The following is a 21,250-nucleotide window of genomic DNA, read 5'->3' on the forward strand; positions in this document are numbered from 1 at the left end:
GGTGTGGTTGAGGTCCTCCCGCTTGAGGTACATCCTACCTCCTCCCGGCGAGAGCCTTGATAGGTTCCGGCATATGGTGAGCGCCGAAGGACGCCCCACGTAGTGCTTGAGCAGCTCCCGGTACTCCCGCTGGAATCCTAGGTCGCCCACCGCCTCCTTGAAGGCCTCCTCCAGCTCCCCAAGACGCTCCGCCACCGACGGGTCCACGAAGGCCCCTCCGTAAGGGCCGAAGTACCCGTCCAAAACCCTGGTCTCCTCCGCCTGGTTCGTCTTCCTCATCTTGCCTTCCTCCTCTCGAACTGGTTTGTTTCCCCGTGGAATCCCTAAAAAAGAGGGGGCCGCCGGGATCTTCCCCCGCGGCCCCCTACTCGAATGAGCTGTTCCTTGGAGCTCAAAAAAGAGGAGGACCGCGGGATCGCCGCGGCCCCCCTCAAGGATTTGCTGGAGCAAAACCCAAGGTGGACGGCGGCCTTAAGGCCACCGCCACCAAAGGGAGTTATTGTCGATGAGAATCAGGTTAAGAGATCTGCGCAACGTGATCATGGGTCGATGATATGCCCCCCTTGGCGTCGTGTCAAGCCTTGAGGGGTTACATTAAAACCTCCTTGTACCAGGTTACGAAGGACTCCCTGCAGGTCTTGAGGAAGTCCCTGATGCGGTCCCTGGTGACCCCTCCCTCCAGGTCCAGGTCGAGCTCAAGGCAGGCCTGTTTCTTTTCGTCCATGTAGCTCCTTGAGTACCGTCGGTTCATGTTCCAGGCGTTTATCTTCTCCATGGTGGCCTTGCTCTCCGCGAAGGCTATGTAGAACTCTATGCTGCTGTCGTTGGGCGTGAGCACCAGGGCGTTGTACCCCTCCAGCTTCCAGATGATGTCCCCGTCCTTGTCGAGGTCCGCGGAGTATCCGTCCTGCTTCATTATCTTGACGAGCTCCTCCCTGGTTATCTTGTAAACCAGGTCCTGGGGGCCGCTCCCCGCCCTGGCGGTGCACGGGATGAGGATTGAAGCCGCCGAAACCAGCAACGCGAGCAAGACCATCGGATAGCGGAGATTTCTCACGTTAAATCGCCCCCCCTGCCGGCGGAACCCATGGGGCTGCCCTTGGGAATCGCCGGGTAGAATGTGTTCCCTGTGGGGCATGATAGCACGTTCCAGCGCTTGGGGATAGGAGGAGTCCTCGTAATGCCGTGAAGCGCCTTAAGGGTTGCCTTGTATTATGCCGGTGATGTTCATGCTTATGTCCATGGCGGCGACCGAGTGGGTGAGGGAGCCTACGGAGATCACGTCCACCCCCGCCATGGCGGCCTTAAGGGCCCTCTCCGCGGTCATGTTCCCCGACGCTTCGATGACGGCCCTGCCCTTGGCGAGCTTCACCGCCTCTGCCATGTCCTCGGGGGTCATGTTGTCCAGCATGATGATGTCCGCCTTGGCCCTTAGGGCCTCCTCCACCTGGGAAAGGGTCTTGACCTCCACCTCTATGGTCATGGTGTGGGGTATCCGTTCCCTTGCCATCCTCACGGCGTTCTCGATCCCCCCCGCCAGGGCTATGTGGTTGTCCTTCAGCATCACCCCGTCGGACAGGGAGAACCGGTGGTTCCGCCCTCCGCCGATCAGCACCGCCGCCTTGTCAAGGCTCCTTAGGCCCGGGGCGGTCTTGCGGGTGTCCGTCACCCTGACGGGGAATCCCGAAAGGGCCTCCACGAAGCGCCTTACCGCGGTGGCTATGCCGCTCATCCGCTGGAGCAGGTTGAGGGCGGTCCTCTCGGCGGATAGCATGGCCCCCCCATGTCCTACGACCTCCATCAGGTCCGTGCCGGGGTTCACGGCGTCCCCGTCGTTCACGAGGAAGCGGATCTTAACGCCCTCGTCCAGGGTTGAGAAGACCCTGGCGGCCACCTCAAGGCCCGCCACCACCCCCTGGGCCTTGGCGGTGAGAAGCGCCCTTGCGGACAGCGGGCCCGTGATCACGCAGGCGGTGCTTATGTCCCCGTTGGGCATGTCCTCCATTAGGGCCCGCCGGATTATACGGTCGACTTCAAACCAGTTGTAATGCGGCTTCAAGGTTTTTATCACTTATCCATCACCCCTCCATCCAGTGGCTTCCAAGGGACTTGGGCCTGCTTAAGGCTCCCTCCACCACCGAAAGGGCCACCTGGATCATGTTCACCACCTCGAAGTGGTCCGTTGAGGACAGCTCCGACCCCATGGCGGAGCTCAGCATCCCCTCCAGCTCCTTGCGGGCTTGGGTAAGCCCTTGGGCGGTGCGTATCACGAAGGCCCCTTCGGTCATGATGCGCCGTATACGCTCCATCGCCTCCTTGGGGTCCCACGGGAAGTCCTTGCCCTGGCAGGCGGCCGCCTTGCCGATGTAGCGGGGAAGGAGGCCCGGCCTTGGGGTGTTGGGTATCACCTCGGCTATTCGTTTGGCGAACACCAGGGCCTCAAGGAGCGAGTTGCTGGCCAGGCGGTTTGCCCCGTGGACGCCGGTCCTGGCGGCCTCTCCGCAGGCGTAGAGGCCTTCCACGGAGGTCCTGCCCCATAGGTCCGTGGATATGCCCCCCATGAGGTAGTGGGCCACGGGACGCACCGGTATCCAGTCCCTCGTCATGTCCACGCCCTCTTCGAGGCATCGGCGGTAGATGTTGGGGAAGCGGGCCTTTATGAATTCAGCCCCCAGGTGGGTGACGTCCAGGTAAACGAAGGGGGAGCGGTGTTTCATCATCTGCCTTGTCACCGCCCGGGCCACTATGTCCCTGGGCGCCAGGTCCTTAAGGGGGTGTTCGTCCCTCATGAAGGGCTCCCCCTTTGGGGATCGCAGTATGCCCCCTTCCCCCCTCACCGCCTCGGATATGAGGAAGCTTTGCTGGGATGAGGGGGAGTAGAGGCCCGTTGGGTGGAACTGGACGAACTCCATGTCCTCCACAAGGGCGCCGGCCCTCATGGCCATGGCTATGCCGTCCCCGGAGGAGTAGCGCATGTTGGTGGTGCGCTCGTAGAGCCTGCCTATGCCGCCGGTGGCCACCACCACGTGCCTTGCGAAGAGGCACCCGGCATTTCCCCCCAGCAGTACCGCCACCCCGGCGCACCCCCACTGGTCGGTGATTATGTCCACCGCGAAGGCGTTGCCGAAGAAGGTGAGGTTCTCCCGGCCCTCCGCGGCCTTGGCCAGGGCCCGCACGATCTCAGCGCCGGTGGAGTCCTTGGCGTGGAGGATCCGGTTTCTTGAGTGCCCCCCTTCCCGGGTGAGCTTCAGGGAGCCGTCGGGGGCCCGGTCGAACTGGACCCCCAAAGCCACGAGATCCTGGGCTATCCGGGAGCTCTCCCGAATCATGAGACGCACCGCCTCAGGGTCGTTGTGGCCGCACCCGGCCCTTAGGGTGTCCTGCACGTGGGACTCCTCGTCCTCTGGGCCCTGGCATATGGCGATGCCCCCCTGGGCTAAGCCGCTGTTGGTGTCCTTCGGCAGGTCGCTCATGACCACCGCGGTCTTCAGGGAGGAAGGCAGGTTCAGGGCGGCGAACAGACCCCCCACGCCGGCGCCTATGACGATGACGTCGAAGCGGTTGCGGTCCGTGGGTTCCCCCTCGAAGGGGGAGAGGTATCTCACGTCATACCACCTCCAGCATCCGCTCCAGCGAGGCCCTGGCCCGGTCTATGGTGTCCTGGGGCAGGATTATCTCCTGGGTCTCCTCCTTGAGGGAACGGAGTATGGAGGAAAGGGTGGTGCGCTTCATGTTGGGGCACACCGGGGCGGGGGAGAGGGTGTGGAAGGTCTTGTGGGGGCAGCGTTTTTTAAGCCCGTGCAGCATCCCCTCCTCGGTGCCCACGATGAACTCCATGGCGTCGGAGGAGGCGGCGAAGTCAAGCATCTGGGATGTGCTTCCCACGAAGTGGGCCATCTGCACCACCTCTTCGGGGCACTCCGGGTGGGCCATGAACAGCGCGGAAGGGTGCTCCGAAAGGGCCGCCTCCACCTGCTCCCGGGTCATGCGCTCATGGGTGGGGCAGAAGCCCTCCCAGGGGATTATCCGCACCTCCGGCACCGCTTTTTGCACGTACCGGGCCAGGTTTCGGTCCGGGGCGAATATGACCTCTCTTGCGTTGAGGGAGCGCACCACCTTGGAGGCGTTGGAGGAGGTGCAGCATACGTGGCACTCCCCCTTGACCTCCGCGGAGGTGTTGACGTAACAGACCACCGGCACGCCGGGGTGTTTCTCCTTGAGGCGCCGCAGGTCCTCTGGCGCCACCATGTCCGCCATGGGGCATCCCGCCGCAGGTTCCGGCAGGAGCACCTTTTTGTTGGGGGAGAGGATCTTGGCGCTCTCCGCCATGAACCTTACGCCGCAGAAGACGATGATCCGGTGGTCCGTTCTGGCGGCCGCCCGGCTCAGCTGAAAGGAATCCCCCACCAGATCCGCCACGTCCTGCACCTGTGGGATCTGATAGTTGTGGGCCAGGATTACAGCCCCCTTCGCCTCCTTGAGGCGAAGGATTTCGGACCTTACTTCGTTGAGATCCATTTCCTCCGGTCTCCTTTTGGATTTTTGAGTTTGAGGCTTTTCCCCCCGCCGCCGCGGTTTCAGCTGCGAGGAGCTTGTGATTTGCATTACAAATGCTAAAAAAAGGCCCATTTTTGCTACATAATAGCACACCCGCCGGGATTGTCGGATACCCCAGGGTGCCCCGGGTGGGATTGACATATTTGAGAAACGGAGTAGAGTATGGCCCGAAGAGAGAGTGAAAAAAGGAACAATGCTTACTATATAAACCAAAAGTTTGGGGGTGTCCGAGTTGTGGGAGAAGAACAACTCCATATATGACGTGAAGGAGATAAGGACCAGGACCACCTGTTACCTGGGCGTGGGGGCCATAGATAAGGTGGACCCCATAATGGAGAGTCTTTCGTCCATGGGGCACCGGAAGGTGCTGGTGGTGTCCGGCAGGTCCTCCTACAGGACCTGTTGGGGGAAGGTGCTCAAGGCCTTTGAGAAGCACGGGATGACCTACGTGCACTACGACCGCATAACCCCCAACCCCACCGTGGACTCGGTGGACGAGGCGGCCCGGATGGCCAGGGAGTTCGGGGCCACCGCGGTGGTGGCCATAGGTGGAGGGAGCCCCATAGACTCCGCCAAGAGCGCCGCCATACTGATGGAGTACAAGGACAGGACCGCTAGGGACCTGTACGAGCTCAAGTTCACCCCGCTGAAGGCGGCGCCGGTGGTGGCCATAAACCTCACCCACGGCACCGGCACCGAGGTGGACCGCTTCGCGGTGGTGAGCATTCCGGAGAAGGAGTACAAGCCCGCCATCGCCTACGACTGCATATATCCCCTGTTCGCCATCGACGACCCGTCCCTCATGACCGGCCTTCCGGAGGACCAGACCCGGTACGTGTCCATCGACGCCCTAAACCACGTGATAGAGGCCTGCACCACCGTGGCGGCGAGCCCTTACTCCATCCTCCTGGCCAAGGAGACCGTGCGGCTGGTGGCGGAGTACCTGCCCAAGGCTCTTGAGGACCCTAAGGACTTGGAGGCTCGCTACTACCTGCTTTACGCCTCCATGATAGCCGGCGTGGCCTTCGACAACGGGCTTCTGCACTACACCCACGCCCTTGAGCATCCCCTGTCGGCGGTGAAGCCGGAGCTTCCCCACGGGCTTGGGCTTGCCATGATAGTGCCCGGGGTGGTGAAGAACATCTACCCCGTAAGGGCCCAGGTGTTGGCGGAGGTGCTCGCCCCCATAGTGCCGGGCCTTGAGGGCGACCCAAGCGAGGCCGTGAAGGCCGCGGAGGGGCTGGAGGAGTGGCTCTTCTCCGTGGGCGTGACCCACAAACTCTCGGACCAGGGATTCGGGGAGGAGCACGTGTCCAAGCTGGTCCACCTGGCCAAGACCACCCCGTCCCTTGATACCCTGCTGAGCCTTGCGCCGGTGAAGGCCACGGACCAGGTGATCGAGGACATCTACCGGTGCTCCTTGAGCCCCTTAAGGTCCTCCTCTGTCTTAAGGTAGCGCAAAAAACGCAAAAAACGCTTAAAGCTCCCTCGTCTCCTCCTTAAAACGCCCAGGGCCCCCGGTCGTCCCGGAGGCCCTGGGCTGTCCTCACCTTTGGGCTACTCCTTTGGGGACTTGAGGACCCCAAGCATCACCGCGGTGAGGCCTGCGCCCAAGGCTATGGAAAGGGCGTACATACCGAGGTTCCCAACCGCTCCTGGTATGGGGAGGACGAAGACGCCTCCGTGGGGGGCCCTCAGCGTGCAGTGGAAGCCCATGGAAAGCGCCCCCGCCAGGGCGGAACCCGCCATTATTGAGGGGATGACCCTTATGGGGTCCGCCGCGGCGAAGGGTATGGCCCCCTCGGTGATGAACGACAGGCCCAGCACCCCCGAGGCCTTCGCGGCCTCCCGCTCCTCCCCCGAGAACTTGCCGGGGAAGATCATGGAGGCCAAGGCTATCCCAAGCGGAGGGGTCATACCCGCCGCCATCACCGCCGCCATGGGCTCGAAGGAGCCGCTCCCTAGAAGCCCCACCGCGAAGGTGTACGCCGCCTTGTTTATGGGGCCCCCCATGTCAAAGGCCATCATGGCCCCAAGGAGCAGTCCCAGCAAGGCGGCGTTGGAGGCGCTCATGCCCTTTAAAGCCCCGGTGGTGGCGTCCATGAGGGCCTTTACGGGGGTCCCAACCACGTAGAGCATGAGCAGTCCGGTGATGAGGGAGGAAATAAGGGGTATCACCAGAACCGGCATCAGCCCCTGAAGACCCTTGGGCAGCCGTACCTTTTGGGATATGAACAGGGCGCTGTAGCCCGCGATGAACCCCGAGGCTATGCCCCCAAGGAAGCCTGAGCCTATCTGGCTTGCCAGCATGCCGCCTATGAAGCCGGGGGCCAGGCCGGGACGGTCCGCGATCGAGTAGGCCATGTACGCGGAGAGCACCGGAACCATGAGGGCGAAGGCCGCGCCGCCGCCTATCTTCATCAGCGCCCACGCCAACGTGCCCTCCTGCTCGAAGGCCTTTATGCCGAAGGCGAACGAAACGGCTATGGAGAGCCCGCCGGCCACCACCAGGGGTATCATGTAGGAAACCCCCGTCATGAGGTGCTTGTATACCCCCTTGGCTGGAGCTTTCGCCGGGGTCTGGGCTTGGGGGGCCTCCTTATGCCCCGCGCCGCCTTTGGCCTTCTCCTCCGGGACCGGTTCCTTCAACAGCCGCTCTATGAGCCCCTTGGAGTCCTTTATGGCCTCCCCGGTTGATACCGACAGCACCCGCTTGCCGTGGAAGCGGTCCTTCTCAACCTTGGTGTCCGCCGCTATGATCACCCCGTCCGACAGGGCTATGTCCTCGGCGCTTAGAAGGTTCTCCGCTCCTGCGGATCCCCGGGTCTCCACCTTTATCTCGTGTCCCATCTCCCTGGCGGCCAGTTTTAACGCCTCCGCCGCCATGTAGGTGTGGGCTATGCCGGTGGGGCAGGAAGTTACCGCCACTATCTTAGCCATGAAAGCCACCTCCCGTTCGTCTTGGGGCTGATAAACAGCCATCTAGTTTGTATTTTTGTATCTTGCGGGCGCCAACCCGGAGGGACTCATGAAACTTAAAGGCCTCGTCCAACCATCGGCTTCGCCGGCGTGGGGCATCTGCCCCTTCCCCTAGTCCAGCTCTCCCTCCATCTGGCAGATCAAACCGTAAGCCTCCTCCGAGGAAGAGGCGGACAGAAGCCCCTCCCGGAAGCGTTGGTGCATGAGAAGCCTTGCTATGCTGGAAAGCGCTTTGAGGTGTTCCCCGTGGTCTTCCTTAGGCACCGCGATGAGGAAGAATATCCTGGCCTTCGTGCCGTCCAGGGATCCCACGTCGACGCCCTCAATGGTTCTGCCCATGGCGATCCCAGGACGCGCCACGTGGGAGGATTTGGCGTGGGGGATAGCCACCCCGTGCCCTACCCCGGTGGTGCCCAGTGCCTCCCGATCTGCCACGTCCGCAAGATACCCCTTAAGATCCGTGACGATCCCGTCCCTCCGCAACGCCTGGCCAAGACGCTCCAGGATCAGGTCCTTCCGGTTCTCCCTAAGGTCCAGGAGAACCCTGCCCGCAGTTAACAGCTCCCCAATCATGCTCCCACCTCCGATATCTTTATCCGCCTTGCGAGCTCCATGGCCCTATGGGGCTCCACCCTCGGCGGGTCCAGCTTGGTTATGGCGCAGATGGCGAAGGCGGCCCCAAGGGAGGCGGTCTCCCTTAAGGTCATCCCCCCAGCCATCCCCAGCGCCATGGCGGCCACCATGGCGTCCCCCGCCCCCACGGTGGTGAGGGCCTCCACCTTGGGGGGCCTTGCGAGCAGGGTCTCGTCCTTTGAGAAGAACAACGCCCCCTCCGCCCCAAGGGACAGGGCCCCCACCGAGATCCCCGCCTCCCGGAGCTCCACCGCCGCCTCCAGGATTTCGCCGGGGCCCTCCTTGAGGCTTAAGACCTCCGACAGCTCCTTAAGGTTGGGCTTTATCCCGTGGGGACGGGCCTCAAGGGCAAGCCGCAGGGGTTCCCCGCTGGTGTCCACGATCACCCTTTTGCCCAGATCCTTTGCGAACCTGGTAAGGTGCGCCCACGTGTCCTTAGGGCACCCAGGAGGCAGGCTCCCGGACAGCACCACCACCGATGCTCCACACCCCCTGATGGCGTCCTCGATGGACCCCAGCATCCAGGGCCGCCAATTGAGGCCCGGAAGGTTGATGTCCGTCACGGCGTGGGTCAGAAGGTCCGACACCTTTATGTTCTCCCGCACCCTGCCCGGAACTACGGTGAAACACCCCCGTACGCCCCGCTTGCGAAGGGACTCCATGAAGAAGCTAAGGTCCTCTTCCCCCATGATCCCCAGCGCAGTGACGTCCCGGTGGCCGTAGTCCCCCAGGAAGGAGGCCACGTTTATGCCCTTCCCGGCGGCCCCCACGTGGTCGCTTTGTGCCCTGTTTACCTCCCCCACCTTGAGGCCATGGACGAAGACGGTCCTGTCCTTGGCGGGGTTGAGGGTAACCGTGGCTATCCCCATCTCTTCCATGTGAGGTCCTCCGCCACCTGGATAACCGGCACGAGGGACGCCAGGTCCCTTACGTCCTCTTCCCTAGCCCCCCAGTCGGTTACAAGACACTCCAGATCCTCCAGGGGAAACATGCGGCACCCGGTCTGAACCTTGAGCTTCGTGTGGTCCGCCAAGAGGTACGAACGGCCCGCCGCCTTCAGCATGAGACGCTTGGTGTTTGCCTCCTCGTGGTTTGGAGTGCTGGCCCCAAATTCGGGATCCACTCCGTTGGCCCCTATGAACGCCGCGTCAAACCGCAGATTCTCAAGGCTCAGGTCCGCCAGGAACCCCACCAGGGACCGGGGGCCCTTCCGCATGATCCCCCCTATCACCCAAAGCTCCACCGCCGGGTCCGCCATGAAGAGCTGCGCCACGTCCAGGGAGTTGGTGGCCACCGTGATCCGCCTGCCCGCAAGGCACCGGGCCGCCTGAAGGGTGGTGGTGCCGGAATCTATGAATACCCGCTCCCCGTCCCGGACCAGCTCCGCCGCCGCCCGGCCTATGGCCCGCTTCTCCTCCAGGTTCCTTATGCGCTTCTCCTTGAAGGACAGCTCCGCCCCGTAGCCCGCGGGCAGCGCCCCTCCGTGGGTGCGCCTTATGAGCCCCCGCTCCTCAAGGTCCCTGAGGTCCCGCCTAACCGTTGCCTCCGATGCCCCTATCTCCCGGGCTATCTGGGCCACCGACGTGGCCCCCAGGTTTACCCGGGCAAGCACCGCCGCCCGGCGCTCCTCCGGCAGCAAGGCGCCACCTCCCTTTGATTGAATTTGATTGATGTTGAACGTTTTTGATTATTTTATCCCCCTCGGGACATAAAGCAAGAGGGGAGGGGGTTTTTCGTGGTTTCGTGGCCCCAGGACCACGTCTTCCCCTTCCCCTTAGGCCTTTGAAGGATACAAATGGAGTGAGTAGAGCTTGACTTTTATTGTTCTTTTCTGGTGTTCCCCGCGGTTGCGGCAAGGGCGAAGATCAGCACCATGGCCCCGCCTACGGCCTCTCCGGTGGATGGCGTCTGCCCAAGAAGCATCATCGCAAGAGCGGTGGCGTAAACCGGCTCCAGGCCGGAGACCAGCGCCGCCTTGGAGGGGCTCACGGTGCCCATGGAGGCTATGAATAGCCCGTGGGCCAGGGCGGTGAAGAGGACCCCCATGGATAGTAGCCCCAAGAGCTTGGGCAGGGTCATCGCCGGCGTTGGGTTTAAGAGAAGCCCCGGGGATAGGAGCAGGAAGGCCCACCACTGTTGGATGCATGCCACCCGGAAGGGGTTGTTGCCCTTCACCAGCCGGGAGTTGAGGACCGCAAGGCCCGCGAAGGTGGCGCTGGACGTAAGGCCCCAGAGGATACCCGCAAGGCTCAACCCCCCCAAGCCCCGGCTCGAGGCCATGACCCCTATGCCCGCCAGGATGCCGCCGCCTAAGATAAGATCCCTGGCGGAGGGCCTTGAGATGCCAAGAAGGGCCTCCAACCCCATGGTGAAGAGCGGAAAGGAGGCGAACGCAAAGGTCCCCACCGCCACGGAAGAGACCCTTATGGATTGGAAGAAGCTCCACCAGTGCAGGGCCAATATGGCCCCGCCCCCGGCGGCCCAAAGGCGGTCCCGTCCTTTTATGGGGGGGATCTTAAGGAGCTTGAGAACCGGAAAGAGGGAAGCGGACGAGATAAGACACCGGCTTATGGTCACGAACCAGGAGGGCATGTCGAGCCAGGAGGACGCCACCCCGCTCATGCCGAAGAGAGCCACCGCCAGGTTGAGCCATACGAGCCCCCGAAGGCCCGGTGATGCCATAAAAATACCCCCCTAACGGGCCCATGGGGCCCCGCTGGTCATCTTGATGTTGGGCTAGTGCACAAGCCCTCGCCCCCTCGTTGGGACCGATTGGGGGGATTCTAAGCCATTTCCTCCTCCGCTGGGAACAACCTGCCCGAGGATGCCTTGGATTCGATTATAAGACGCCGTATGGAGCGAGGATCCTCCAAAGGTGGGGTGCCATCGCGACCCCTAAAGGACAGGAAAAGGGGGGCAAGCCACGAGCGGATCCCAAGCCGCCGTAGGTCCTCCCGCCGCAGAGCTCCGGCTCGCCTTGCCCTTACCATGGCCATGGCCCCCTTGGGGCCTATGCCCGGGACCCGCATGAGCTCCTCCACCTCCGCCCGGTTGGCGTCTAACGGGAAGAGATGATAGTTCCTCAGGGCCCAGCCGGTCTTGGGGTCCAGATCCCTGTCCAGGAACTCCCGGTCCCCCAGTATCTCCTTTGGGGTGAAGCCGTAATCCCGGATGAGGAAGTCCCCCTGATAGGCCCGGAGCTCCCGCAGCCTGTCCGGCGGGCTGTGGGGAAGCCGTTGGTCCTGGATCACCGGCACGTAGGCGGAGTAGTAGACCCGGCGGAGGTTGAAGCGACGGTAAAGGGCGTGTGACACGGAAAGCACCTCCCGGTCCGTCTCGTCCCCCGCCCCTAGGATGATCTGGGTGGTCTGCCCCCCCTTCAACTGCCCCAGGGCCTTCAGCTCCTCCGCCATGGACGCCACCTTCCCCATGGGCCCCAGTATGGCGGGAGCCTCCTTCTGAGGGGCCAGCAGCTTCAGCATGTCGTCCCGCGGCACCTCCAGGTTCACGCTCACCCGGGTGGCCAGGGAACAGAGCTGTCCTATGAGACCCCATGAGGCGCCGGGTATCACCTTGGCGTGCACGTAACCCCCGAAGCCCATCTCACGGCGGATGAGCCTTAAGGCCTCCAGCATCCTCTCCATGGTCCTGTCGGGGGAGATATCCACCGCGGAGCTGAGGAACAGCCCCTCCACCACACCGCCCCTTAACAGATCCTCGAAGATGGACGCCAGCTCCCGGGGCTCGAAGGATGCCCTGGGCACCGGGGCGCTGGCGCGGTTCACGCAGTAGGCGCAGTCGTAGGCACACCGGTTGCTCATCAGCACCTTCAGCACCCGGCACCGGTTGGCGAGCCATACCCCCGGAACGAGGCCCGCCTCGTGCCTCTCCCTCACGGGGGCGCAGGAGGCGTCGAACCGGGCGGACTCGCCTAGGATCTTGAGCTTCTCCATCCTGTCCAGCTTCCTCGAGCCCCCCTTTGTTGGTATCTCTATGTAATTATATTGCCTTTGATGATGTCAATCAATTGGCTTGAGCCCCCTTGTCTTCGTAAGCTCCGCAAGGATCAAGGAAGCCCCTCTTGCGGACCACGTGGGCCGTTAATGCCCCCAGGATGGAGCCCGGCACGCTGCTGGCGGCGAACCCCAGGGCGAGGAATCGAAATGGCACGTCCTTCCCCATGGCGGGCCCCACGAAGGCGGAGGCCAGGTAAGCCCCGGCTATGCATGTGCCCATCATCTCGAAGACGGCCGCCCCGATGGGGCGCCTTAGGAGCCTCGCCCCAATCCCCGCCATGATCGCCCCGGGTATGCTTCCAGGAAAGGCGAAGAGGGTGCCGGTCCCCAAGGCCACCCTGAGCAGGCTCCCAGCGGCGGCGCACCCCGCCGCCCACCAGGGCCCCAGGAGAACTCCCGCCAGCACGTTAATACCATGCTGAAAGGGGTAGCACTTGGCGGGGCCTAAGGGAAACCAAAACCCCGAAAGGGCAACCGCCGTCCCCGCCAGGAGCCCCGCAACGGCAAGGCGCTTTGTGGCGGGGGAACTGAGAACTTTACGCCCCTCATCTACCTTCATGGAACAATCCTCCCCTTGTCTTAATTCTATAGCAGCTCTGAGTCGGGGCTTCCTCTGCCCCTGACCGCAGCGCATAATAGCCCCGGTGGGTTAACATCAGCCCCTTACCGCCGTGAGGGCCCCTTTCACCGCCCCTTCCCTCACGCCAAAAGGCCCGAAGAGCCCTCCGCACATGGCTATCCCCGCAACCCCCGCCCCCTTAAGGGCCGCCACGTTGTCTTCGTTTATCCCCCCTATGGCCACGCAGGGGATCTTAACCGCCCGCGCCACCCGGGCTATGCCTTGGGGCCCTATGACCACCGTGTCGTCCTTGGTGGGGGAGGGGAAGGCGGCGCCGGCTCCGATGTATGAGGCCCCATCTAGTTCCGCCCTTGCGGCGTCCTCCGGGATCCTGGCGGTTGCCCCGATGATGAAACCCTCCGGGGCTATCCGCCGGGCCTCCCCTATGGGGAGGTCCCTCTGCCCCAGGTGCACCCCCTGGGCCCTAGCCGCCAGCGCCACGTCCAGCCGGTCGTTCACCAGGATGAGACAGCCCAGGGGGCCGCAGGCCTCCACGAGGCCTCTGGCGATCCGGTACACGTCCATCCCGTCAAGGCCCTTGCAGCGAAGCTGAAGGGACTTCACCCCCTTGGAGGCGGCCTCAAGGGCTAGGTCCACGATCTTACGGGGCTCCCCCAGGGAGGAGTCCAGGATTCCGTATACCGCCAGCTTCCGGGACAGATCCCACTGGTTTAGCATTCCACCACCTCCAGTCTCTCAAGGGCGCTCTCCACTTCCGACCCTTCCCCGGCCCCGTGATGGCACAGGAAGAGGAAGTCCAGCACGTGCTTAAGGAAACCCTCGGGGCCTGAGGCAGGCGCTGTCCATTGGGCCCACTGGGCGGCGGCCTTGAAGAGGGCGCATCCCCACACCGCCGCCCTGTAGGGCTCTACATTGGCCCCCATGGCGCAGACCATGACGGATCCCAAGGCGCACCCAAGCCCCGGCACCGCGGCCCCCATGGGGCTTCCGCCGCTTATCACCGCCCCCCTCCCATCGAAGGCCACCACGTCGGCTTCGCCGGTGGCCGCCACGCAGCACCGAAACCTATTGGACAGCTCCAGCGCCAGCTTCAGCGCCTCTTGCGCGTCCATCCTACCTTGGGCCGCGTCAACCCCCGAGGGCTCCCAAACCCTGCCACACGCCAGCGCCAGGACCTCCCCGTAATTGCCCTTCACCACCTGCGGCCCCGAGTGGCAAAGGCTAAGCCCCACGCGGAGCCGCCCCTCAAAGGAAGAACACCCCACCGGGTCAAGTAGAAAGGGTTTCCGCTGCCCCTTGAAAAGCTTTGCCGCCAGCTGGTATGCCCTCTCCGAGTGCTCCGCCGGCGTGCCCAGGTTGATTAGCCCCGATTGGGCCATGGCGGAGGCCTCGGGCAGTTCCGCCGGCAGGTCCGTCATGATGGCCCTTCCCTTAAGGGCGTAACAGGCCTTGGCCTGCAGCGCCGAGGCCACCCGGTTGGTGACGTGGTGCACCAGCGGGGACCGCCGGGCCACCTCAAGGGCTATCCCTCTAAGCTCGTTTCCGTCCATGGCATCCTCACATGGTGCCCAAGGCACCCGTGCCCTTTGCCGAAGGCCTTCCCCCAGAGGATCGCGTTCCTCACGTACTCCCGCCCCCTGGTGACCGCGGTCTTCAGATCGCTTCCCGCCGCCAGCTCCGCCGCTATGGCGCTGCTTAAGGCGCAGCCGGTGCCGTGGTCGTTGGCCGAGTCTATCCGCAGGTCCTCGAACATCACCGCCTCTTGCTGCGTAACCAGCACGTCCAGTATCCCGTCCCCCGTAAGGTGTCCTCCCTTAAGCAGAACCCCCTTGGCCCCCAGCTCCATGAGGCGGGACGCCGCCTGGGGCATGTCCCGGCTTGTAAGGGATCCCCTTGGGAGGTTGAGCAGCCGCTCCCCCTCCGGAAGGTTTGGGGTTATGAGGTCCGCCATGGGGATGAGCCGTTCCTTAAGTGCCCTCTCAGCCCCCGCCTCCATGAGGCTGTGTCCGCTCTGGGACACCATTACGGGGTCCAGCACGATGGGCCCCCGGAAACCATGCAGCTCATCCGCCACCGCTTCTATGGTGGTGCTGGAGGACAGCATGCCTATCTTCACCGCCCCCACCGGGAAGTCCTCCAGCACCGCCCGGATCTGCTCCCTCACGGACCTCTCCGACAGGTTCTCCACGTGGAACACCCCCGTGGAGTTCTGGGCGGTAACCGCGGTTATGACGCAGGTGCCGAACACCTTAAGGGCCATGAAGGTCTTGAGGTCCCCCTGGATGCCCGCCCCGCCGCCGGAGTCGCTGCCCGCTATGGTCAAAGCCACTCCTCGAAACAACGAAGATCACCCCTTCAAGACGGATTTGCCGCCTTGCTTCGCCGGGGAACCCTTTTTAAGAAGCCTGAACGCGCCGCTGCGAGCAGGAAAGAGGGAAGAGGCCTTGGGGCTTTCGCCCCCTTGGGTATGTAAGGATCATCCTTCGCTCCCTACGCCGGCATTACCCGGATCAGGTTCTTGGGGTCGAGGGCCCATGCCCTCCTCTCAGCCCCTTGGGGCTCCCCCGGAAAGCTTTTATGAAAGGCATCAGCCTTTGGCTGGCTTAAGTAATTTAATACCCCTTAACCTCAATTAGGTCAAGGCCGGAAGACGAAGCCCAAAGGCGGTTATGGACTTGACTTCCCGTGATGGCGTATCATGGGCGTTGACTTTGCCTTGATCGAATGGAGTGTGGAAGTTGAAACCGAAGAAGGCTTTGATAACCGGCATAACTGGGCAGGACGGGGCTTACCTGGCGGAGTTCCTCCTGTCCAAGGGGTACCAGGTGCACGGCGTAAAGCGCCGGTCCTCCCTTTTCAACACCGGAAGAATAGACCACCTTTACGAGGACCCCCACGTGGAGAACCGGCGCCTCATCCTCCACTACGGGGATCTCACCGACTCGTCCAGCATAATAAGGGTCCTTCAGGAGGTACAGCCCGACGAGATATACAACCTCGGGGCCCAGAGCCACGTAAAGGTGTCCTTCGAGACCCCGGAGTATACCGCCAACGGGGACGGCATAGGGGTCTTGAGGATCCTGGAGGCCATGAGGATACTTGGCATGGAACGTTCCTGCCGGTTCTACCAGGCCTCCACCAGCGAGCTCTACGGCAAGGCCTGCGAGGTGCCCCAGCGGGAGACCACCCCCTTCTACCCTCGAAGCCCTTACGGGGCGGCGAAGCTCTACGGGTACTGGATAACCGTCAACTACCGGGAGGCCTATGGCATCTTCGCCTGCAACGGCATCCTCTTCAACCACGAGTCCCCCCTGCGGGGAGAGACCTTCGTGACCCGGAAGATAACCCGTGCCGCCGCCAGGATAGCCCTGGGCCTTCAGGACAAGCTCTACCTTGGGAACCTGGACGCCAAGAGGGACTGGGGGCACGCCAGGGACTACGTGGAGGCCATGTGGCTCATGCTGCAGCAGGAGAAGCCCGACGACTACGTGATAGCCACCGGCAGGACCCACACGGTGAGGGAGTTCGCCTCCCTTGCCTTCTCCGAGGCGGGGATACCGTTGCGGTGGGAAGGGAAGGGTTTGGAGGAGAAGGGCATCCACGAAAGGACCGGTAAGGTCCTGGTGGAGGTGGATCCCCGCTACTTCCGCCCCACGGAGGTGGACATACTGCAGGGAGACCCCTCAAAGGCCATGAGGGTGCTTGGCTGGCGCCCTAAGACCACCTTGGAGGAGCTGGTCAAGGAGATGGTGGCCCACGACATGGAGGCCTCCCGGCGGGACCTTCTCTGCCGTGATGCGGGTTACTCGGTGAGGCGCTCCGCGGAGGACGTGCTGTGATGGACATGCGGATGCCGGAACCCATATTCGTGGCGGGGCACCGGGGCCTGGTGGGCTCCGCCCTGGTGCGGGCCCTCAAGGCCCGGGGGTATGAAAGCATAATAACTGCGACACGGCAGGAGCTGGACCTCACGGACCAGGGGGCGGTGAGGCGCTTCATGGAGTACCACAGGCCCGGGTCGGTTTTCATGGCCGCCGCCAAGGTGGGGGGCATAATGGCTAACGCCTCGCATCCTGCGGAGTTCATATACGAGAACCTGGCGGTGGAGGTCAACGTGATCCACCAGGCCTGGACCGCGGGGGTGAAGAAGCTTCTGTTCCTGGGGAGTTCGTGCATATACCCCAAGATGGCTCCCCAGCCCATGAGGGAGGAGTACCTGCTGACCGGTCCGCTGGAGCCTACAAACGAGGCCTATGCGGTGGCCAAGATAGCGGGGCTCAAGATGTGCGAGTACTACAACCGGCAGTACGGCGTGCCCTTCATCTCCGTGATGCCCACCAACCTCTACGGCCCGGGGGACAACTTCCACCCGGAGAGCTCCCACGTGATCCCCGGCATGATCCGGAAGTTCCATAAGGCCAAGGAGGAGGGGCGAGGTGAGGTGACCCTGTGGGGAACCGGCGCCCCAAGGCGGGAGTTCCTCCACGTGGACGACCTGGCGTCCGCCTGCGTATTTCTCATGGAACGCTACCAGGAACCTGAGATCGTGAACGTGGGCTCCGGGGAGGACCTACCCATAGCCCAGCTTGCGGAGATGATAAGGCGGGTGGTGGGCTTTGAGGGGGACATCCTGTGGGACCGGTCCAAGCCCGACGGTACCCCAAGGAAGCTCCTCGACGTGTCCAAGATACGCTCCATGGGCTGGAAACCCACCATAACCCTTGAGGATGGCCTTAAGGACACGTATCGATGGTTCTTGGACCACATGGATTCGATTCGGGGGCGCTGACATGAAGGTAAAGGTTACTACCCAATTCCCGGAGTGGCCCCTTAGGCTTCAGAGCCCATCGGGGCTTTGCCAGTGGGACGGGGTTAGGTTCTTCATCGACGACGACACCGACGAGGCGGACGCCTGGGTGGTGTTTGATAACGTAAAGCGCACGGTGTCCGCCCTTTGCCCCCCGGAGAAGGTGGTGCTAATAACCTTCGAGCCTCCGGCCATAAAGAGCTACCCCTCTTCTTACCTTAAGCAGTTTGCCAGGGTAGTGACGTGCCATAACATGGACCACCCGGGGGTGATACGGTGGCAGCAGAGCCTTCCCTGGCACTACGGCCGGAACCTGGCGGGGCAAGGGGAGGATCGGTTCCTTGAGAGCTACGACACCCTTTCGGCGGACGACCCCTTCTCGGCCAAGGAGCGTCTTGCCTCCATAGTGTGTTCCGCCAAGCGCAGCAGGGACTGCCACCGCCGCCGCCATGAGTTCGTGTCCCTCCTTGAGGAGGCCCGCATAGAGGGGTTGGAGTTCTTCGGCCGGGGGCGTCCAGTGGAGGCGCCCTGTAAGCGGGATGCCATAAGGCCCTATAAGTACCACGTGGTGCTTGAGAACTCCTCGTATCCCGACTATTGGTCCGAGAAGCTGGCGGACGCGTACCTGGGGGGCGCCTTCCCCATATATTGGGGCTGTCCAAACTTGGAGGATTACTTCCCGGAGGGGTCCTTCGCCAGGATAGACATCGAAAGACCCAAAGAGGCGGTGGAACGGATAAGGGAGATCCTGGGAAGCTCCCTCTACGAGGACTCCATAGAGGCCTTGCGGAAGGCCAGGGACCTGGTGCTCAACCGCTACAACTTCTTCCCCGCCATGGCGTCATTGCTTAAGGAGATACCCGGCGGCAGCCCCCGGATGGTCATCATAAAGCCGGAGGAGCTCTTCACCCTGAGGGGGATGGTGCGGCGGGTGCGGCTTAAGGTGAAGCGCATGCTGGGGGCGGAGTGTGACCTAAGGTGAGTCTCAACGTGATCCAGGTGCTGCCGGAGTTCGTGGAGGGCGGGGTGGAGCGGCACGTGCTGTACCTTTCGAACGCCCTTCACGCCATGGGGCACCGGGTAACCGTGGTGTCCCACGGCGGCCCGCTGGAGGGCCTTCTAAACGGCCCTTTCCACGTCTCAATGGATGTCCACCGAAAGAACCCGGTTTCAGGGGCCGCCTGTGCCTTGAGGCTTTCCAGGCTGGTGTTGAGGACGGGCGCCATGGTGGTGCACGCCCATTCCAGGGTGCCCGCCTGGATCTCCTGGTGGGCCTCCGCCCTGTCGGGGATCCCCTGGATGGCCACTTGCCACGGCTTCTACAGCAGGAACCTGGGCCTTCTCCCTTACAGGAGGGCGGGACGTCTCATCTGCGTAAGCCGCGCGGTGCGGGACTTCTTCGACGCCGTGGCTCCCAAGGTGCCGAAGGACGTGATATACAACGGCCTTAGCCCCTCACCACTTTCGTGGCAGGGAAGCGGCGAGGCGGTAAAACACCTGGTCTTCGTGGGGCGCCTTACCCCCGTTAAGGGCCTTCAGGTACTGCTGGCCGCCCTCGGGAAGCTTCGGGACTTGGGGTGGTTTTTGCACGTGGTGGGGGACGGGCCCAAGATGGAGGAGTACAGGGCCTTCGCGGAGGAGCTTGGTTTGTCCTCCAGGGTCCGGTTCTTAGGCTTTGTCCAAGAGCCCGAGGAGGTCATGGCAAGGTGCGACTGCCTTGTCTTCCCGTCCCTTGAAGAGGGCATGGGGCTGGTCTTGATGCGGGCCGTATCCATGGGGATGCCGGTTTTAGCCTCCCGCATCCCCGCGGTGATGGAGCTTGCCAGAGATGGGGCTTCTCTCGTACCCCCGGGGGACGTGGACGCCTGGGCAGGGGCGCTGGGGGACTTCATTCGCCACGGCAAGGCCCAGTCCTTTGACCTCTCCGTAATACCATCGGTGGACGAGATGGCGTATAAGGTTGAGGAGTCTTACGTAAGGCTCCTTAGAGGTTTGTAGCCGAAAGGCGTTGGTTGTGTCCCGCGGGGTTTTGCGGTTTTAGGATATGCCGAGGTTGTCCTGCGGCATGGGGTTTTAGCGAGCTTAAAAGCACACCGGCGGGAGGGTGCGTAAATTGAGGATAGATCCTTCGAGGGTCCAGCGGGTTTTGGTGATAGGGCTTTCCTGCCTTGGGGATATGCTGCTGGCCTCCGCGGCCCTTTGGAACCTGCGGCTTTTTTTGCCCAAAAGTGACTTCACCATACTTGTGGGTCCCAGGGCTTTGGAGGCGGTGAAGGAGGATCCCATGTGGAACCGGGTGGTGGTGTACGACCGCCAGCGGGACTTCCCGGGGATAGTAGGCCGGTGGCGTTTCATATCGTACATGAGGAGCTTCTCTCCGGATCTCGTGGTGGACCTGCGATCGGGCCTTAACCCGCTCTTCTCCGGTGCTAGGTACGCTCCCCTGTGGGGAATTAGGGAGCTTATGCTGCCAAAGGGTCTGCACGAGGCGGAGCGGAACCTGTGGTGCATGTCCACCCTTGGGGTGCCGCTGGTGACCAGGGGCATGAGGTTTTACATAACCCCCAAGGCCCATCGGGAGGCGGAGGCCGTCCTTGGGGGCCGCAGCCCGGTGGTGGTCCTTAATCCGGGGGCTAATTCCAGGTTTAATAGATGGCCCGTTGATGGGTTCTTAAGCGTCGCCAGGTGGTTGGCTGGTAGGGGCTTATATGTTGGAGTGATAGGCAAGTCTCAGGATGAGATGGTTCTGGGGGAGACGATACTATCAGGTGTTGGTGATAGGGGAGTGGACCTAAGATCCCTCCCGTCCCTTGGGGTTTTAGGGGCGGTTATTTCCAGGGCTTCCCTGTTCGTGTCCAACGACACGGGGCCCCTGCATCTTGCAAGCGCGGTGGGGACTCCGACGGTTGGCATATACGCTAGGCGTGACCTGGCGCTGCGCTACGGTCCTTGGGGCAACAGGCATGTCTGCGTGCTGCCTACTGAGGACCCCGCCGACGAGGCCGATGGGTCCAGGCTGGAGGCGCTTAAGTCCATAGGTGTGGATTCCGTGTTGGAGGCCTGTTCCCGTGTCCTGGAGGGTAGGGTGTGAACCGAGCGGTGTTCCTGGACCGGGACGGGGTGATCATAAGGGATGTGGGATACCTGGGGGAGCCGGCGGGGGTGGAGCTGCTGCCAGGCGTTCCCAAAGCCTTGGGGCGCCTTAAAGAGGCTGGGTGGATGCTTGTGGTGGTCACCAACCAGTCCGGCATAGGACGAGGGTTCTTCTCCGAGGAGGACCATCTCATGGTGAGAAGGAGGATGGAGGAGCTCCTTTATGACTTCGGGGTGCGGCTGGACGGCTACTTCCACTGCCCCCACGGCCCCATGGAGGGGTGCTTTTGCAGGAAGCCAAGGCCCGGCTTGGTATTAAAAGCCAGTTGGGAGCTTCAGATTGACCCCGCCCGCTCCTTCGTGGTGGGGGATAAGATGAGCGACGTTGAGCTGGCCTGGAACGTTGGGGCCTTGGGTATACTGGTGGGCGATGACGCTCCCTCGGCGGTCTACCATGCCAGAGGACCTATCTTGAGGACCCCTGGGCTTGCCGGTGCGGCGGAGCTCATCTTGGGCCCTTGAAAATCAGCCACGTAAACATGGAAAATCCGCCTCCTGGAGGTGGCCTGCCCGGAAGAGGATCCG

Annotated in this window: 22 protein-coding genes and 1 riboswitch; of the genes, 7 read left to right on the plus strand and 15 right to left on the minus strand. The window is 62.8% G+C overall.

Going from position 1 to position 21,250, the window contains the following annotated elements; translation table 11 throughout:
• The 5 genes from N2315_04835 to nadA all read right to left on the minus strand — a co-directional run.
• Positions 1-279 (minus strand): hypothetical protein (locus N2315_04835; protein ID MCX7828520.1); only part of this gene is annotated, 279 nt, incomplete at its 3' end.
• A gap of 310 nt (positions 280-589) precedes the next feature.
• Positions 590-1,057, minus strand: a complete 468-nt coding sequence (locus tag N2315_04840; protein ID MCX7828521.1) for a YbjN domain-containing protein — start codon at positions 1,055-1,057, stop codon at positions 590-592.
• Between the two features lie 138 nt (positions 1,058-1,195).
• Positions 1,196-2,059 (minus strand): carboxylating nicotinate-nucleotide diphosphorylase, encoded by an 864-nt coding sequence (gene nadC / locus N2315_04845; protein ID MCX7828522.1) that lies wholly within the window; start codon positions 2,057-2,059, stop codon positions 1,196-1,198.
• 19 nt (positions 2,060-2,078) lie between these two features.
• A complete protein-coding gene (gene nadB / locus N2315_04850) occupies positions 2,079-3,605 on the minus strand; it encodes an L-aspartate oxidase (GenBank protein MCX7828523.1) in 1,527 nt (508 codons plus the stop codon).
• Between the two features lies 1 nt (position 3,606).
• Positions 3,607-4,605: a quinolinate synthase NadA gene (nadA, locus tag N2315_04855; protein ID MCX7828524.1), complete on the minus strand. Its 999-nt coding sequence runs from the start codon at positions 4,603-4,605 to the stop codon at positions 3,607-3,609.
• 184 nt (positions 4,606-4,789) lie between these two features.
• On the opposite strand from nadA, the gene N2315_04860 reads away from it, so the two are divergent.
• On the plus strand, positions 4,790-6,013 hold the full coding sequence (locus N2315_04860) for an iron-containing alcohol dehydrogenase (protein MCX7828525.1): 1,224 nt from the start codon (positions 4,790-4,792) through the stop codon (positions 6,011-6,013).
• A gap of 101 nt (positions 6,014-6,114) precedes the next feature.
• Here the strand turns inward: N2315_04860 and N2315_04865 are convergent, their stop codons facing one another.
• The 10 genes from N2315_04865 to thiD form a co-directional block, all read right to left on the minus strand.
• Entirely contained in the window at positions 6,115-7,497 is a 1,383-nt protein-coding gene (locus tag N2315_04865) for a fructose-specific PTS transporter subunit EIIC (GenBank protein MCX7828526.1), read from the minus strand.
• Between the two features lie 150 nt (positions 7,498-7,647).
• Positions 7,648-8,109 (minus strand): PTS sugar transporter subunit IIA, encoded by a 462-nt coding sequence (locus N2315_04870; GenBank protein MCX7828527.1) that lies wholly within the window; start codon positions 8,107-8,109, stop codon positions 7,648-7,650.
• Entirely contained in the window at positions 8,106-9,047 is a 942-nt protein-coding gene (locus tag N2315_04875) for a 1-phosphofructokinase family hexose kinase (GenBank protein ID MCX7828528.1), read from the minus strand. The genes N2315_04870 and N2315_04875 overlap by 4 nt, the downstream gene beginning before the upstream one ends.
• Complete coding sequence (locus N2315_04880) at positions 9,029-9,808, minus strand: DeoR/GlpR family DNA-binding transcription regulator (GenBank protein ID MCX7828529.1); 780 nt, start codon at positions 9,806-9,808, stop codon at positions 9,029-9,031. The genes N2315_04875 and N2315_04880 overlap by 19 nt, the downstream gene beginning before the upstream one ends.
• Before the next feature lie 179 nt (positions 9,809-9,987).
• Positions 9,988-10,851 carry a DMT family transporter gene (locus N2315_04885; GenBank protein ID MCX7828530.1) on the minus strand — a complete coding sequence of 288 codons (864 nt, stop codon included), beginning with the start codon at positions 10,849-10,851 and terminating at the stop codon, positions 9,988-9,990.
• Positions 10,852-10,952: 101 nt separating this feature from the next.
• Positions 10,953-12,122 (minus strand): putative DNA modification/repair radical SAM protein, encoded by a 1,170-nt coding sequence (locus tag N2315_04890; protein ID MCX7828531.1) that lies wholly within the window; start codon positions 12,120-12,122, stop codon positions 10,953-10,955.
• 70 nt (positions 12,123-12,192) lie between these two features.
• On the minus strand, positions 12,193-12,744 hold the full coding sequence (gene thiW, locus N2315_04895; protein MCX7828532.1) for an energy coupling factor transporter S component ThiW: 552 nt from the start codon (positions 12,742-12,744) through the stop codon (positions 12,193-12,195).
• A 96-nt stretch (positions 12,745-12,840) separates the two neighbouring features.
• Positions 12,841-13,482, minus strand: a complete 642-nt coding sequence (thiE, locus tag N2315_04900; protein MCX7828533.1) for a thiamine phosphate synthase — start codon at positions 13,480-13,482, stop codon at positions 12,841-12,843.
• Positions 13,476-14,315, minus strand: a complete 840-nt coding sequence (locus N2315_04905; GenBank protein MCX7828534.1) for a hydroxyethylthiazole kinase — start codon at positions 14,313-14,315, stop codon at positions 13,476-13,478. Before N2315_04905 ends, thiE begins: the two co-directional genes overlap by 7 nt.
• Positions 14,288-15,106 (minus strand): bifunctional hydroxymethylpyrimidine kinase/phosphomethylpyrimidine kinase, encoded by an 819-nt coding sequence (thiD, locus tag N2315_04910; protein MCX7828535.1) that lies wholly within the window; start codon positions 15,104-15,106, stop codon positions 14,288-14,290. The genes N2315_04905 and thiD overlap by 28 nt, the downstream gene beginning before the upstream one ends.
• Before the next feature lie 129 nt (positions 15,107-15,235).
• Positions 15,236-15,341, minus strand: a riboswitch (TPP riboswitch).
• 162 nt (positions 15,342-15,503) lie between these two features.
• Between thiD and gmd the strand changes: the two genes are divergently transcribed.
• The 6 genes from gmd to N2315_04940 all read left to right on the plus strand — a co-directional run bounded on the left by gmd (position 15,504) and on the right by N2315_04940 (position 21,187).
• Positions 15,504-16,604 carry a GDP-mannose 4,6-dehydratase gene (gene gmd / locus N2315_04915; GenBank protein ID MCX7828536.1) on the plus strand — a complete coding sequence of 367 codons (1,101 nt, stop codon included), beginning with the start codon at positions 15,504-15,506 and terminating at the stop codon, positions 16,602-16,604.
• 5 nt (positions 16,605-16,609) lie between these two features.
• On the plus strand, positions 16,610-17,554 hold the full coding sequence (locus N2315_04920; protein ID MCX7828537.1) for a GDP-L-fucose synthase: 945 nt from the start codon (positions 16,610-16,612) through the stop codon (positions 17,552-17,554).
• 1 nt (position 17,555) lies between these two features.
• Positions 17,556-18,554 (plus strand): glycosyltransferase family 10, encoded by a 999-nt coding sequence (locus N2315_04925; GenBank protein ID MCX7828538.1) that lies wholly within the window; start codon positions 17,556-17,558, stop codon positions 18,552-18,554.
• Positions 18,551-19,570, plus strand: a complete 1,020-nt coding sequence (locus N2315_04930) for a glycosyltransferase family 4 protein (protein MCX7828539.1) — start codon at positions 18,551-18,553, stop codon at positions 19,568-19,570. The genes N2315_04925 and N2315_04930 overlap by 4 nt, the downstream gene beginning before the upstream one ends.
• Before the next feature lie 115 nt (positions 19,571-19,685).
• Positions 19,686-20,663, plus strand: coding sequence for a glycosyltransferase family 9 protein (locus N2315_04935; GenBank protein MCX7828540.1), 978 nt, complete (start codon positions 19,686-19,688; stop codon positions 20,661-20,663).
• On the plus strand, positions 20,660-21,187 hold the full coding sequence (locus N2315_04940; GenBank protein ID MCX7828541.1) for an HAD family hydrolase: 528 nt from the start codon (positions 20,660-20,662) through the stop codon (positions 21,185-21,187). The genes N2315_04935 and N2315_04940 overlap by 4 nt, the downstream gene beginning before the upstream one ends.
• The last annotated feature ends 63 nt before the right edge of the window (positions 21,188-21,250 follow it).

Source organism: Thermanaerothrix sp., from assembly GCA_026417795.1.
In the GTDB taxonomy this organism is placed as follows: domain Bacteria; phylum Synergistota; class Synergistia; order Synergistales; family Synergistaceae; genus Thermanaerovibrio.